This is a genomic window from Pontibacter burrus, assembly GCF_010686685.1.
In the GTDB taxonomy this organism is placed as follows: domain Bacteria; phylum Bacteroidota; class Bacteroidia; order Cytophagales; family Hymenobacteraceae; genus Pontibacter; species Pontibacter burrus.
Map to the genome: position 1 here is coordinate 1 of NZ_JAAGWD010000009.1, position 14,468 is coordinate 14,468.

Below are 14,468 nucleotides of genomic sequence, written 5' to 3' on the forward strand. Positions count from 1 at the left end.
TCATAATTCATAATTCATAATTCATAATTCATAATTCATAATTCATAATTCATAATTCATAATTCATAATTCATAATTCATAATTCATAATTCATAATTCATAATTCATAATTCATAATTCATAATTCATAATTTGATATTACTTACCGAACTTATGTACAACCCGCCGGTGCAGTACTTCTGGCACGCGCTCCGGTCTGATAGCATCTTAATCGAGCAGCACGAGAACTATGTAAAGCAGAGTTACCGGAACCGCTGCCACGTGCTTACGGCGCAAGGTGTTGTGCCGCTCAGCATTCCTGTGCTCAGGGGCAACAGCCTGCAAAAAACCTTAATCACTAATATTGAGATAGATTACAGCCAAAAGTGGTACAATGTACATTGGCGCACCATACAGGCAGCTTACGGGCGGGCTCCGTATTTTGAATTTTACAGTGACTACCTGAAAGCAGTTTATGAGCGGCAGCCAAAATATTTATTTGACTTGAACGTTGAACTGTTACAACTTTATTTTAAATTACTGAAGGCAAACACGCCACTCCTTTACACAGATTCGTATCAGTCAGAAGTATCGCAAAATGTGCTTGATCTGCGAAACAGGATACATCCTAAAATCATTCCTGACAATTTGCACGTAAAACCCTATACACAAGTATTTGGCAAACAATTTGCACCAGACTTAAGTATAATTGACTTGTTGTTTACACAGGGCCCGGCAGCACTTTCTTACCTGAGATAAGGTTTAGTTGCTCCGCTGAACATAATACCTGCTGTGGTTGTTTATTATCAGGGCTCTTCTTGTGGCCTCAAATCAATTATCTGTTTTAGACTTTTTTAAGATTAACAATTATACATGGAAGCTAAATTCTCAAACCGAGTGAAAGAGGTTATCTCACTCAGCCGTGAGGAAGCTATCCGTCTCGGACACGACTACATCGGCACTGAACACCTGGTGCTGGGTATGATCCGGGAAGGAGAAGGAACTGCCATCGCCCTGCTTAAAAAACTAGGCGTTTCGATAGATGAGCTGAAGTATGCCTTAGAACAGGCTACACGAAATACTGCTTCGCAGAACAGTAACATTACGGGCAGCATCCCGCTTACAAAACAAACTGAGAAGGTACTCAAGATCACTTACCTGGAGGCCAAGATCTTCAAGAGTGATATCATAGGAACGGAGCACCTCCTATTGTCCATCCTGCGGGACGAGGACAACATTTCTTCACAAATCTTAGCGAAATTTAACGTGAACTACGAAGCAATAAGAGACTCTCTGGATTATCATAGCAATAATCCGCTGGCCTCGTCTGACACAGACGATTCGGATGATTCTGACAAATTATTTGGCAGCTCATCCTCTTCGCGTGCAGGCAGCACCAGCAAAAAACCGGGCGAAAAATCGCGCACACCGGTACTAGACAACTTTGGCCGTGACTTAACAAAGCTGGCTGAAGACGACAAGCTGGACCCTATAGTTGGCCGTGAGAAAGAGATCGAGCGTGTGGCCCAGGTACTGAGCCGCCGTAAAAAGAACAACCCGATCCTGATTGGTGAGCCGGGTGTTGGTAAAACAGCTATAGCTGAAGGTCTTGCATTGCGCATTATCCAGAAAAAGGTAAGCCGTGTGCTTTTCAACAAGCGTGTGGTTACCCTGGACTTGGCTTCTCTGGTTGCCGGTACAAAATACCGTGGTCAGTTTGAAGAACGTATGAAAGCCGTAATGAACGAGCTGGAAAAATCTCCGGATGTGATCCTGTTCATTGATGAGCTGCATACCATAGTTGGTGCCGGTGGCGCTTCAGGCTCGCTTGATGCTTCCAACATGTTCAAGCCTGCGCTTGCCCGTGGCGAGATCCAATGCATCGGTGCTACTACCTTGGATGAATATCGCCAGTACATTGAGAAAGATGGCGCGTTGGCCCGTCGTTTCCAGATCGTAATGGTAGACCCGACTACGCCGGAAGAGACTATTGAGATATTGAACAATATCAAGGACAAGTATCAGGATCACCACCACGTAAACTATACCGATAAGGCAATTGAGGCCTGCGTGAAGTTATCGGACCGCTACATGAGCGACCGCTTCCTTCCGGATAAGGCAATTGACGTGTTGGATGAGGCTGGTGCTCGTGTGCATATCAACAATATCATTGTACCTGAGGACATTCTGAAGCTGGAAGAGCAGATCGAGAACATCAAGGTGGAGAAAAACCGCGTGGTGAAGAGCCAGAAGTACGAAGAGGCTGCACAGCTACGCGATAAAGAGAAAAAACTCATCGACCAGCTTGAATCTGCGAAAAAGAACTGGGAAGAAGAGACCAAGAAGAAGCGCTACACAGTAAAAGAGGAAAATGTGGCAGAGGTTATTGCCATGATGACAGGTATTCCTGTAAAGCGTATCGCCCAGAACGAAGGTCAGAAGCTGTTGAACATGGCCGATGAGCTGAGCGGTAAAGTAATTGGTCAGGAAAAAGCCATCAAGCAGTTGGTAAAAGCTATCCAGCGTACCCGCGTTGGTCTGAAAGATCCGAAAAAGCCAATTGGTTCGTTCGTATTCCTTGGCCCGACTGGTGTTGGTAAAACCGAGCTTGCCAAAGTGCTGGCTACGTACCTGTTCGATAAAGAAGATGCGCTGGTTAGAATAGATATGAGTGAGTACATGGAGAAATTCAGTGTATCTCGCTTAGTGGGAGCGCCTCCGGGCTACGTTGGTTACGAAGAAGGTGGCCAGCTGACTGAAAAAATCCGTCGTAAGCCATACTCTGTAGTGTTGCTGGATGAGATCGAGAAAGCGCACCCGGATGTATACAACCTGTTGCTGCAGGTGCTGGATGATGGTATCCTGACAGATGGATTAGGCCGTAAGGTTGACTTCCGTAACACGATCATCATCATGACATCGAACATTGGTGCCCGTGACTTACAAGACTTTGGTGCCGGTATCGGTTTTATGTCGAAGACACGTGCCGAGAACGTAGACGATATTATGAAAGGAACTATAGCCAGTGCCCTGAAGAAAACCTTCTCGCCTGAGTTCCTGAACCGTCTGGATGACGTGATCGTGTTCAACTCGCTTAGCCGTGAGGACATGCACAAGATCATCGATATCTCGCTTGCCAAACTGTTTAAGCGCATCGAAACTCTTGGTTATAAGATCGATCTTACCGATAAAGCAAAAGACTATGTTGCTGATAAAGGATATGATCCGAAATACGGTGCCCGTCCGCTGAACCGCGCTATTCAGAAGTATATTGAAGATCCGATTGCGGAAGAGATTCTGAAAGCTGAAGTAGCACAAGGCGATACCATGCTGGTAGATTATAAGGAAGGCGATGAGAAGCTGACCTTTTCATCGAAAAAGAGCAACGGTAAAAAAGGGAAGGCTGCTCCGTCTGATGGCGAAGAAGAAAAAGAGCCAACCAAATCTACTGACGGAGATAAATCAAAAGAATAATAGTCAACGATAAACTATAGCAAAAAGCCACCCGATTCGGGTGGCTTTTTGTTTTTAAGAAATTTCATTTTAGCGATCAGTTCAAACAAAACGTACTATAAAAACTGTCCCCTGGAGGAGACTACAGGGGTGTTTTACATTGTTGAGCGACCAGTCAAAGTGAACAAAAACAGAATCATACCTTACAGAGAGGATCTAAAAGCAAAGGCCAGAGAGCTCAGAAAAAATAGTACCCTTTCTGAAATATTGCTTTGGCAGGAAATCAAAGAAAGAAAATTACTCGGCTTCTAATTTCACAGGCAAGTCCCGATTTTGGATTTTATAGTTGACTTTTATTGTCATGAGCTTAAATTGGCAATTGAGATTGATGGCAGCAGTCATCATTACAATTATAACTATGATACGTTCAGGCAGTCGGAAATAGAGAAGTACGGCATTCATTTCATCAGATTCGACGATTTAGAAGTAAAGAAGGGCATGCCAAATGTATTGAGGTATTTAGAGCAGGAAATTGTAAGCCTTCAAAACAACTCACCAAAAGTTAACACCCCTATAATCCCCTCAAGGGGATAGTCTCATATTACGTATTGTAAATTTTCACCTCAGATAATAGTATATCCTCACCCTATATATCCAAAAAAGTATAGAACTATAGCCGAAATCGAACTATAGTTTTTAAATTTGGGAAATATATAGACTGTACATTATAAATTAGTTATACTACAATTTACATGGCTGGAGAAATAAGAGCGGCCCAATTAGCGACGCTGGAGCGCAAAAATGCCGAAGCTTTGCTGGGTGGCGGACAAGACAGAATAGATGCGCAACATAAAAAAGGGAAATTAACTGCACGCGAACGTATCCATTTACTGATGGACGAAGGCTCTTTTGAAGAGATTGGCAAGTTTGTAATGCACCGTTCCAAAGACTTTGGCCTGGACAAGCAATATTACCTGGGCGATGGTGTAGTTACCGGTTATGGTACTGTGCAGGGTCGTTTGGTGTACGTTTTCTCGCAGGATTTTACCGTACTGGGCGGCTCGCTTTCTGAAACACATGCCGAGAAGATCGTGAAGATCATGGAGCTGGCTATGAAAAACGGCGCTCCGGTTATCGGCCTGAATGACTCAGGTGGTGCCCGTATTCAGGAAGGTGTGGTATCGCTTGGTGGTTATGCCGATATTTTCTACCGCAATACACTGGCCTCTGGCGTTATCCCTCAGATTTCTGCTATTATGGGGCCATGCGCGGGTGGCGCCGTTTATTCCCCTGCTATTACGGACTTTATCATGATGGTGGAAGACACTTCGTATATGTTCGTGACCGGCCCTAACGTGGTAAAAACAGTAACGCACGAAAACGTAACTTCAGAAGAACTTGGTGGCGCCAGCACGCACAGCACGAAGAGCGGTGTTACACACTTCTCTTGTGCTAACGAAGTGGAGTGTATCAACCACATCAAGAAGCTGCTTAGCTACATTCCACAGAACTGCGAAGATCTGCCTCCTGCCCTGCCATACGAAGACGGCCAGGACGAAACCCGTTCTGTACTTGATACCATCGTTCCGGAGAACCCGAACCAGCCATATGATATCCGCGAAGTAATTGAAGGCATTATTGATACGGATTCATTCTTTGAAGTACACAAAAACTTTGGTGAGAACATCGTGGTTGGTTTTGCCCGACTTGGTGGCCGTAGCATTGGTATAGTTGGTAACCAGCCTGCTGTGCTTGCCGGCGTATTGGATATTAACGCCAGCACCAAAGCAGCCCGCTTCGTTCGTTTCTGCGATTGCTTTAACGTTCCGCTTTTAGTGCTGGAAGACGTTCCGGGCTTCCTGCCAGGTACCGACCAGGAGTGGCGTGGTATCATCACCAACGGAGCTAAGTTACTTTATGCGTTCTGCGAGGCCACTGTTCCGCGTATCACGGTTATTACCCGTAAGGCGTATGGTGGTGCTTACGACGTAATGAACTCTAAGCACATTGGCGCTGACATGAACTATGCCTGGCCAACTGCCGAGATTGCCGTGATGGGTGCTCAGGGCGCTGCCGAGATCATCTTTAAACGCGAGATTGCCGAAGCCGAAGACCCTGCTGCTAAGCTTGCCGAGAAGGTACAGGAGTACAAAGAGAAGTTTGCAACACCTTACCGTGCCGCACACCGTGGCTTTATAGATGAAGTTATTCTTCCGTCTGAGACACGCGCCAAGCTGATAAAGGCATTTAAGATGCTGGAAAACAAAGCGGTAACGCTGCCACGTAAAAAACACGGGAATATTCCACTGTAATAATTATGAATGCTGAATTAAGAATTATGAATAATACGTATGTATACTTTATTCTTACTTCGCATAGTTCATAACTCATAATTTATAATTCATAATTTCCATTAACCAAGCATGAGACAAGAATCTTTCGACTTCCTGCAGAAATACCTGAACAACTCATCTCCTACCGGATTTGAAGTGGAAGGGCAAAAACTGTGGCTGGAATACATTAAACCGTACATCGACGATTATTTTGTAGATACCTATGGCACTGTAGTGGGTGTTATTAACCCTGAGGCTGAATATAAAGTAGTAATTGAAGCACACGCCGACGAAATCAGCTGGTTTGTGAACTACATTACTCCGGAAGGCTATATTTACCTGAAACGCAACGGCGGCTCCGATGCCTTGATCGCGCCTTCAAAACGCGTGAATATTTACACTGCTAAAGGTATCGTAAAAGCTGTTTTCGGGTGGCCTGCCATACACGTGCGCAAGGTGGAGCAGGACAAAGCACCAACTATAGAAACCGTGTTTTTAGATTGCGGTGCCAGCTCGCGCGAGGAAGTTGAAAAGATGGGCATCCATGTTGGCTGCGTGGCTACGTTCGAGGATGAATTCTCGGTGATGAACGACAAGTTTTATGTAGGTCGAGCACTGGATAACCGCATTGGTGGCTTTATGATTGCCGAGGTTGCCCGCCTGATTCGTGAGCGCAAACACAATTTACCGTTCGGGTTGTACGTTGTTAATGCTGTGCAGGAAGAGATTGGCCTGCGTGGCGCCGAAATGATTGCGCACCGCATTAACCCGGATGTAGCTATCATAACCGACGTAACGCACGACACGCAGTCGCCTATGTATGAGAAGAAGACGAGCGGAGACATCCATTGCGGTAAAGGACCTGTAATTGCGTATGGCCCGGCCGTACAGAACAACGTGCGTGACCTGATTATCAATACAGCTCAGGAGAAAGAGATTCCGTTCCAGCGCTCGGCTGTTTCACGTGCAACCGGCACCGACACTGATGCTTTTGCTTACTCTAATGCTGGTGTAGCTTCTGCGCTGATCTCGCTACCATTGAAGTACATGCACACAACGGTAGAAACAGTGCACAAAGACGACGTAGAAAACGTGATCAAACTGATCTACGAAACAATATTAAAGATTGAAGATAAGCAGGACTTCCGTTATCTAAAGTAACATTCCTACTTTTAGCGATTGCAAAACCCCAACGCAACTATAACGCGCTGGGGTTTTGTTTTTTAATAGAATGCTGTACCTTAAGGGTAGCAAAATCCTCTGCCCATGAAACGCTATCAATTCTGGTTCCTGATCTGGCTCCCGTGGCTGGCCCTTATGATTACTGTTCTGGTTCGCAAAGATGCTCCCTTTCCGTGGGTATTCGCCATTAATACCCTTGTCCTTAACCTGACTGCTATCAACATTCGTCGCAGGCAGCTGGGCATGAACCTGACATCAACTATAAAAGCAATGATTCCAGGCATAGGTTACCACGAGTGGCGCAAACTATATTTTGCAAAGCCTTAAACTATAGTTTACTAATTACGCATTCATCATTACGCATTAATCCTTGATTCTCATAGACCAGATGGGCCACCAGGTTGCGCTGCCTGCTTTGCCACAGCGCATCGTTTCGTTGGTGCCTTCCCAAACCGAGCTGCTTTTCGATTTGGGCCTGGCTGACCGTATAGTTGGCGTTACCAAATTCTGCATCCACCCTAAAGAACTGGTAAAGCAAAAAACTATAGTTGGCGGCACCAAGAATTTTAAGTTTGATGTGATTGATCAACTACAGCCAGACCTGATCATCGGGAATAAGGAAGAGAATTATAAGGAAGGCATAGAGCAATTGCAGGCAAAGTACCCGGTTTGGATGAGCGACATCTTTACCCTGGAAGATTCACTGGAAATGATGCAACAGCTCGGTAGCATTACGGGCACTGAAACTATAGCTGAAGCGCTAATTCAAACTATAAAATCAGGATTTGAGAAGCTGCAACTTGCGCAACCAACTATAGCAACAGCCTATTTTATCTGGCGCGGCCCATACATGGCCGTAGGTGGCATTAACTTTATAGATGCTATGTTGCAGCACTGTGGTTTTAGTAATGTTTTCGCTGACCTGAAGCGTTACCCTGAGATTACAGCCGAGCAACTACAGGAGGCTAATCCACAGTTAATTCTACTGTCATCCGAGCCCTATCCTTTCAAAGAAAAACACGTGGCTGAGTTTCAGGCGCTGTGCCCGCAGGCAACTATAAAAGTAGTAGATGGCGAAATGTTTAGCTGGTACGGCAGCAGGCTAACTTTGGCTCCTGAGTATCTGCAGCGGGTTATATTTGAAGTGAAAAATCAGTAATTTAGATTTTCATTTTCACATCGGTTTTATGCAGGAAGAAAGCGGTATCGGGGAAATCTTCATCTACGAAACAGAAGCAGGTCAGACAACTATAGATGTAAAGCTACAGCAGGAAACAGTGTGGCTGACACAGCAACAGCTTTCTGATTTATTTGGAAGAGAAAGGTCTGTAATTACAAAGCACTTAAAGAACATCTTCGTAAGCGGAGAATTAGATGAAGAAAGCAATGTGCAAAAAATGCACATTCCAAATTCAGATAAACCTGTAGCATTCTATAATCTCGATGTAATAATCTCTGTTGGCTATAGGGTCAATTCGAAACGCGGCACACAATTCAGAATTTGGGCTACAAACGTACTGCGTCAGCATTTGGTGGAGGGTTATACCATAAATGAGAAGCGGCTAAAAGAGCAGGCTCAAAAGTATAACGACCTGAAGCAAACAGTTAAGCTATTGCAAAATGTAATCCAACGAAAAGAGCTAAACAATGATGAAAGCACTGGCCTGTTACAGGTAATCAGCGACTATACCTATGCGTTGGATATTTTAGATGACTATGACCACCAAAGATTAACCATAAAAGGAACGCACAAAAAGGAGCTTTTCAGAATCACTTATGAAAGTGCCAAGGACGCCATACAAACATTGAAAGAAAAGTTTGGTAGCTCCGAGTTGTTTGGAAGAGAAAAAGATGAAAGTTTTCAGAGCTCCCTCAACACGATCTACCAAACATTTGCGGGTGAAGAACTATATCCTTCTTTAGAAGAAAAAGCAGCCAACCTGCTATACTTTGTAGTCAAAAACCATTCATTTTCAGATGGCAACAAACGAATAGCTGCTTTTCTTTTTGTCTGGTTTATGGAAGAAAATAATCTGCTTTACGATACTTTTGGCCATAAACGTATTGCTGATAATGCACTCGTTGCACTAACCCTGCTTATTGCCGAAAGTAACCCGCTGGAAAAAGACACTATGGTAAAGGTGATCGTAAACCTGATTAATCAGCAGAATTAATTATTCATTACTCATTATTCACTACCTCAAACCCCACCTTCTCCAGATCTTCCCAAAACCTTGGATACGATTTACGTACCACGTCGGGATCCTGAATTTGTACAGGCTCCAGCAAAGCGACAGGCGCAAAGGCCATGGCCATGCGGTGGTCTTTGTAGGTTCTGAAAGTCAGTTCGCGTTTGGTGATGATAGCAGGTTCCATCCTGAAAACACCCGGAGACATTTCATTAAGGGAAGTTTCCATGCCCAGCACTTCTATCTGAAGGGCCTGTATGCGGTCTGTTTCCTTTATGCGCAGGCTTTCTACGCCGGTCATCTCCAGGGTTACGCCTAAAGCAGCACATAAGGCAACTATAGTTTGGGCAAGATCCGGGCAGTTGGTAAAGTCAAAAGCCACTTTTTTTTCGCAGTGTTTCTTGGTTAGCCTGATGCCTTCGGGCGTAAATTCGGTGTATACCCCCAGCCGATACATTATCTCAACTATAGCCCGGTCGCCCTGGTGAGATTCTTTTCTCAAGCCTGGCAAGGTGATCTCCGCCTCTTTGGCAAGCGCTACCAAACTATACCAGTAGCTTGCAGCCGACCAATCTGGCTCTACCAGGAAAGTAGCTGGCTTATAGTTCTGATTAGGTACAACAATAGTAGTATCTTCAAAAGTAGCCGTAGCTCCGAAGTGCTGCATTAGTGCCAACGTCATCTCGATGTAAGGCCGGCTTCCTATTTTGCCTTCCAGTTCCAGTTCCAAACCATCAGGCAGCAAAGGCGCGATCATTAAAAGAGCAGAAATATACTGGCTACTGATATCGCCACGCACTTTTAAGTGGTTTTTACCGGAATAGGCAAAGCCTTTAATCTGCAGTGGTGGATAGCCTTCTTCCTGTAAGTAATCTATAGTTGCGCCTAAATCACGCAGGGCATCCACCAACACCTTTATAGGGCGCTGGCACATACGGTCGGTACCAGTCAGTACTTTTTGCTGATTTGTTACAGCATAGTAAGCCGTTAGAAAGCGCATCACGGTACCTGCATCTTCCGCATCTATAGTTTGGTCGTTTCTCTGCAGCAGGCGATTTAGTAGCTGTGTATCGTTAGCTTCAGAAAGGTTTTCTATAGTTGAGTTGCCTCCAGCCAGGGCTGCTATAATAAGGGCGCGGTTTGCTTCGCTTTTAGAGGCAGGCAGGTTTATAGTTCCGGAAAGTACACCTGTTGGGTGCGAGAGTGTAACTGTTTTAATCATAGTAGTTGGTAATAGCGTAAACTTTCCTGAATCTCCTGTAAGGTAATGGGCTGATCATAAACTGCGTGGCCAATCTTTTCGAGCAGCGTGCAGTTTATAGTTGCGCCTGTATTCTTTTTGTCCTGCAGTGAAAGGCGGCTTATAGTTTGGATGTCGTCTTCGGTAAGCGGCACTTTTTCATATACTGATACCAGAAAGGTTTCAATTTTATCCAGCGCATCCTGGCTCAGCAGCCCTTTCTTTACAGATAAGTACGTTTCGCAGAGCATCCCGATAGCAATTGCTTCGCCATGTAATAGTGCTCGGTCCGGCTTCTCTATTAAATAGCTTTCTACTGCATGCCCAACTGTGTGGCCAAAGTTCAGAACCTTTCTGTAACCGCCCTCCAGCGGATCCGCTTCTACCACAGCCGATTTAATTTCCACGGAATGACGTATCAGTTCTTCCCAATCTTCTGTAAGTAAACCTATAGTTCGCTGCTGCTCAAACATATCACCATCGGCAATAAGCCAATGCTTTATTATTTCGGCATAACCGGATTTTATCTCGCGCTGCGGCAAAGTCTGCAGAAAACCTGGGTGAATAAATACGGCTACCGGTTCTTTGTACACGCCAAGGTGGTTCTTAAGTCCATGAAAATCGATACCAGTTTTACCACCAACGCTGGCATCTACCTGGGCAAGCAAAGTAGTAGGCACCTGCACAAAGTAAAGCCCACGCTTAAAAAGTGCGGCACAAAAGCCACCCATATCCCCTATCACGCCACCACCTAAATTCACCAGCACCGACCAGCGGTCCAGGTTCAGTTCAGTCATGCGCTGCCAGATATACTCGCAGGTTTGCAGCGTTTTGTGCGTCTCGCCGCTTTTGATCTGTATCAGGTGGTGCTCAGGCAGGTAGGGTTTAACCTGCGGGTAGCAATGTATAGCAGTATTTTCATCAACCAGCACTGCTACTTTGCTGAATGCACGGTTCTGCAGCAATTCTTTTAACCGCAGCAATGCATCGGCACCTATCGTTATAGTTTCAGTCACGCCAGAAAGTTAGAAAGTTAGAAAGTTTGGAAGTTAAAAAGTTAGAAAGTGATTTATAGTTTGAGAGTTAGTGAGTTTAAGAGGTTGGGAGTTTTATAGTTAAACTATAAGCTCAACCATCGCAGATTATACTAAAAGGCAAAAATTAACTTTCTAACTTACCCTCTTCTAACTTTCTAACTCTAAATCTATTCCTCTTCTTTGTTCATTATATCCGTCTGCATCCGGATAGATTCCACGTGGATCAGGCGGTATAGTTCTGCTACGAACGCGGGGTTCATACCCAGTTCCTTTGCCCAGTCCGGCCTGCTTCTGAAAATCTCTTTCCAGCGGCTGATCTGCAGCACCTGTACGTTATTCTGCTTTTTATAGTGCCCGATCTGCTCTACCAATTGCATGCGCCGCGCCAGGGCACGGAGTATCTGCTGGTCTGCCTCGTCAATCTGAAGGCGCAATTTTTCGGCCCGGTTTATCAGCTCCTGATCATCGTAGTTAGTTTTACGCACCTGTAGCTTCGAGAGTATCTCCTGCAAACCTGCTGGCGTTACTTGCTGTTCCGGGTCGCTCAACGCGTTGGCCGGATCAGGATGGGTTTCGATCATGAGACCATCAAACCCAAGATCGAGGGCTTTCTGAGAAACCGGCAAAAGTAGCTCGCGGTTACCGGCAATATGGCTCGGATCAACTATAACCGGCAATTTCTTAAACCTTGATTTAAGCTCGATCGGTATCTGCCACAGCGGCACATTTCTGTATTTTGAGGGCTCGTAACTTGAGAAGCCGCGGTGGATGGCAGCCACATCGGTTATGCCGGCATTATATACCCGCTCCAGGGCTCCGATCCAAAGCGCCAGGTCAGGGTTTACCGGGTTCTTTACCATTACAGGCACGTTGGCACCGTTCAAGGCATTGGCAATTTCCTGCACTGCAAACGGGTTCACAGTGGTGCGGGCGCCAATCCAGAGCACATCAATTTCCTGTTTCAGCGCTTCTTCAACGTGGCGTGCATTGGCAACTTCTGTACTCACGCGCAAACCAAGCTCCCGCTTCACACGGCCCAGCCACTGTAAACCTTCCAGTCCAATTCCCTCAAACGTATTTGGTCGTGAACGGGGCTTCCAGATACCTGCCCTGAACATATCAACCTGCTGCTCACGCAGGGCTTCGGCTGTTTGCATTACCTGTGTCTCGCTCTCGGCGCTGCACGGGCCGGCAATAATAAACGGGCGGGAATGTCCGCCGGCAAGGTTACTAAAAAAGTTATGTTCTTTAATTTCCATCTGTTGTACTACTCGTTAGCAAAGGTAGTGCAAATACAACAGCAAAGTATAACTCCAGGTTTAAAACCCAGCTGCTGTGCGCGCTATACCCTTAAATCTTACTAAAAACAGGTTGATAACTGTTGTTGATACACTATCTTTGCATCGCATTACAATCTAACCTAATGAACCCTGTTTCAAACGTATCATTCGACGACACCGCAGTCGCGTTTTCATCCAAATCAGACGCTGAGCTTTATAAAATGTACCTGTTGTTCAAAGCCATGAACAGCAACACTTTTGTAAAAGTTGGTGGCTCGCTGCTGAATACTGCGCTTAACCTGCACTTGCCGGTTAAGTTTATAGTTAAGCCTACTGTTTTCAGCCACTTTTGCGGCGGCGAAACGATAGAGGAATCTGAACGTGCCATTAAAGAACTGAGCGCCTTTAACATCGGAACTATACTGGATTACTCGGTAGAAGGCGAAGGCGACGAGAAAAGTTTTGACGCCACTATGGATGAGTTGCTCAGAACAGTTGAAAAAGCGCGTGGTAACAAGGCCATTCCGTTTTCAGTGTTTAAAGTTACGGGGCTGCTGGATACAAAATTGCTTGCCAAAGTTCAGGCTGGTACGCAACTAACTACTGCCGAGAAAACTGCTTTTGAACGTGGCCGCGAGCGTGTAAACACTATTTGCAAAAGATGCTACTATGCTGATGTGCGTGTGTTTGTAGATGCCGAAGAAAGCTGGATACAGGAAACTATAGATAACCTGACCTACGAAATGATGGAACTCTACAACAAAGAGAAAGCCATTGTTTACAATACCTACCAACTATACCGCCACGACCGCCTGGATGCGCTGAAGCGCGATTATGAGAATGCGGTTGCTAAAAACTATTATCTGGGCGGCAAACTGGTACGCGGTGCTTACATGGAAAAGGAGCGCAAGCGTGCAGCAGAAGCCGGTTACCAGAGCCCGATAAACCCGACCAAAAAAGCATCGGATGAGTTGTTCGATAACGCACTTCGCTTCTGCATCGAGCACATCGACAGAATAGCTATCTGCGCTGGCACGCATAACGAGCGTAGCTCTTACCTGCTGATGGAACTGATGGACCAGCATAACATTGCCCGCAACGACGAGCGTGTTTATTTTGCCCAGCTGTTTGGCATGAGTGATAACCTATCTTACAATCTGGCTAACGCAGGCTATAATGTAGCGAAGTATGTGCCTTATGGCCCGGTAAGAGAAGTGATGCCGTACCTGTTGCGCCGTGCTAACGAGAACACTGCCATTGCCGGCCAGAGCAGCCGCGAGTTTACGCTTATCAGCAAAGAAATGCAGCGCCGCAAACGCACCCAGAAATAAATAATAAAGGCCCGAACTAAAACGGGCCTTTACTATAGTTGCTACAAAAATAAGAAGTCCCCCGTGCCGTAGCGCGGGGGACTTCTTATGTGTTTTTAGAACTATAAATGTAAACCTAGAGTTCTGGTTTTTATTATAGAACTGCAGTAGTGTCAGTTTCAGTTGCTTCAACAGCAGTTGTATCTACTGTAGTATCTTCGATTGGAGCTTCCTCAACAGTAGTTTCTTCGATTGTAGTTTCAGTTTCAGTAGCAGCTGGCTCAGTGTTGCAAGCAGTGAAAGAAACAAGTGCGAAAGCTACAACGGCGAATTTGAATAGATTTTTCATTTTGTGTTTGTAAATTAAGTGTTTTGGTTTCGATTTTGAACTTCATACCAGAAACACGAATAGGTAACCCACTTCAGAGAAAAAATTTAAAATATTTTTTTCAGAGGGTTACTAA

The 14,468-nt window shown here is 45.3% G+C and carries 12 protein-coding genes and 1 pseudogene; 9 read left to right on the plus strand and 4 right to left on the minus strand.

What is annotated here, in order from left to right; genetic code table 11:
* Positions 1–154: 154 nt before the first annotated feature.
* The 8 genes and pseudogenes from GXP69_RS16675 to rhuM all read left to right on the plus strand — a co-directional run bounded on the left by GXP69_RS16675 (position 155) and on the right by rhuM (position 9,122).
* Positions 155–739 carry a WbqC family protein gene (locus tag GXP69_RS16675; protein ID WP_163916422.1) on the plus strand — a complete coding sequence of 195 codons (585 nt, stop codon included), beginning with the start codon at positions 155–157 and terminating at the stop codon, positions 737–739.
* Positions 740–853: 114 nt separating this feature from the next.
* Positions 854–3,454 carry an ATP-dependent Clp protease ATP-binding subunit gene (locus GXP69_RS16680; protein WP_163916424.1) on the plus strand — a complete coding sequence of 867 codons (2,601 nt, stop codon included), beginning with the start codon at positions 854–856 and terminating at the stop codon, positions 3,452–3,454.
* Between the two features lie 159 nt (positions 3,455–3,613).
* A pseudogene (locus GXP69_RS19250) lies at positions 3,614–4,027 on the plus strand (endonuclease domain-containing protein).
* A gap of 158 nt (positions 4,028–4,185) precedes the next feature.
* A complete protein-coding gene (locus GXP69_RS16690; RefSeq protein WP_163916426.1) occupies positions 4,186–5,745 on the plus strand; it encodes an acyl-CoA carboxylase subunit beta in 1,560 nt (519 codons plus the stop codon).
* A 111-nt stretch (positions 5,746–5,856) separates the two neighbouring features.
* The gene (locus GXP69_RS16695; protein ID WP_163916427.1) at positions 5,857–6,927 is read left to right on the plus strand and encodes a M42 family metallopeptidase; all 1,071 of its coding nucleotides are present in this window, start codon (positions 5,857–5,859) and stop codon (positions 6,925–6,927) included.
* A 105-nt stretch (positions 6,928–7,032) separates the two neighbouring features.
* Positions 7,033–7,275: a hypothetical protein gene (locus GXP69_RS16700; protein ID WP_163916429.1), complete on the plus strand. Its 243-nt coding sequence runs from the start codon at positions 7,033–7,035 to the stop codon at positions 7,273–7,275.
* Between the two features lie 61 nt (positions 7,276–7,336).
* Positions 7,337–8,107 carry an ABC transporter substrate-binding protein gene (locus tag GXP69_RS16705; RefSeq protein WP_163916638.1) on the plus strand — a complete coding sequence of 257 codons (771 nt, stop codon included), beginning with the start codon at positions 7,337–7,339 and terminating at the stop codon, positions 8,105–8,107.
* Between the two features lie 28 nt (positions 8,108–8,135).
* On the plus strand, positions 8,136–9,122 hold the full coding sequence (gene rhuM, locus GXP69_RS16710) for a Fic family protein (RefSeq protein ID WP_163916431.1): 987 nt from the start codon (positions 8,136–8,138) through the stop codon (positions 9,120–9,122).
* A gap of 7 nt (positions 9,123–9,129) precedes the next feature.
* On the opposite strand, the gene GXP69_RS16715 is transcribed toward rhuM, so the two are convergent.
* The 3 genes from GXP69_RS16715 to GXP69_RS16725 all read right to left on the minus strand — a co-directional run bounded on the left by GXP69_RS16715 (position 9,130) and on the right by GXP69_RS16725 (position 12,673).
* Positions 9,130–10,359, minus strand: coding sequence for a 3-phosphoshikimate 1-carboxyvinyltransferase (locus GXP69_RS16715; protein WP_163916433.1), 1,230 nt, complete (start codon positions 10,357–10,359; stop codon positions 9,130–9,132).
* Positions 10,356–11,393 (minus strand): 3-dehydroquinate synthase, encoded by a 1,038-nt coding sequence (gene aroB / locus GXP69_RS16720; RefSeq protein WP_163916435.1) that lies wholly within the window; start codon positions 11,391–11,393, stop codon positions 10,356–10,358. The genes GXP69_RS16715 and aroB overlap by 4 nt, the downstream gene beginning before the upstream one ends.
* Positions 11,394–11,581: 188 nt before the next feature.
* Positions 11,582–12,673 (minus strand): bifunctional 3-deoxy-7-phosphoheptulonate synthase/chorismate mutase type II, encoded by a 1,092-nt coding sequence (locus GXP69_RS16725; protein WP_163916437.1) that lies wholly within the window; start codon positions 12,671–12,673, stop codon positions 11,582–11,584.
* A 164-nt stretch (positions 12,674–12,837) separates the two neighbouring features.
* On the opposite strand from GXP69_RS16725, the gene GXP69_RS16730 reads away from it, so the two are divergent.
* Complete coding sequence (locus tag GXP69_RS16730) at positions 12,838–14,025, plus strand: proline dehydrogenase family protein (protein WP_163916439.1); 1,188 nt, start codon at positions 12,838–12,840, stop codon at positions 14,023–14,025.
* A 133-nt stretch (positions 14,026–14,158) separates the two neighbouring features.
* Here the strand turns inward: GXP69_RS16730 and GXP69_RS16735 are convergent, their stop codons facing one another.
* The gene (locus tag GXP69_RS16735) at positions 14,159–14,353 is read right to left on the minus strand and encodes a hypothetical protein (RefSeq protein ID WP_163916441.1); all 195 of its coding nucleotides are present in this window, start codon (positions 14,351–14,353) and stop codon (positions 14,159–14,161) included.
* Between the last annotated feature and the right edge of the window lie 115 nt (positions 14,354–14,468).

Excerpts from the sequence above, each read along its gene's own strand:
- GXP69_RS16675 (WP_163916422.1), top strand. The coding sequence starts at position 155 with ATGTACAACCCGCCGGTGCAGTACTTCTGGCACGCGCTCCGGTCTGAT.
- GXP69_RS16735 (WP_163916441.1), bottom strand. The coding sequence starts at position 14,353 with ATGAAAAATCTATTCAAATTCGCCGTTGTAGCTTTCGCACTTGTTTCT.
- GXP69_RS16690 (WP_163916426.1), top strand. The coding sequence starts at position 4,186 with ATGGCTGGAGAAATAAGAGCGGCCCAATTAGCGACGCTGGAGCGCAAA.
- GXP69_RS16700 (WP_163916429.1), top strand. The coding sequence starts at position 7,033 with ATGAAACGCTATCAATTCTGGTTCCTGATCTGGCTCCCGTGGCTGGCC.
- GXP69_RS16730 (WP_163916439.1), top strand. The coding sequence starts at position 12,838 with ATGAACCCTGTTTCAAACGTATCATTCGACGACACCGCAGTCGCGTTT.
- GXP69_RS16695 (WP_163916427.1), top strand. The coding sequence starts at position 5,857 with ATGAGACAAGAATCTTTCGACTTCCTGCAGAAATACCTGAACAACTCA.
- GXP69_RS16715 (WP_163916433.1), bottom strand. The coding sequence starts at position 10,359 with ATGATTAAAACAGTTACACTCTCGCACCCAACAGGTGTACTTTCCGGA.
- GXP69_RS16680 (WP_163916424.1), top strand. The coding sequence starts at position 854 with ATGGAAGCTAAATTCTCAAACCGAGTGAAAGAGGTTATCTCACTCAGC.
- GXP69_RS16705 (WP_163916638.1), top strand. The coding sequence starts at position 7,337 with ATGGGCCACCAGGTTGCGCTGCCTGCTTTGCCACAGCGCATCGTTTCG.
- rhuM (WP_163916431.1), top strand. The coding sequence starts at position 8,136 with ATGCAGGAAGAAAGCGGTATCGGGGAAATCTTCATCTACGAAACAGAA.
- GXP69_RS16725 (WP_163916437.1), bottom strand. The coding sequence starts at position 12,673 with ATGGAAATTAAAGAACATAACTTTTTTAGTAACCTTGCCGGCGGACAT.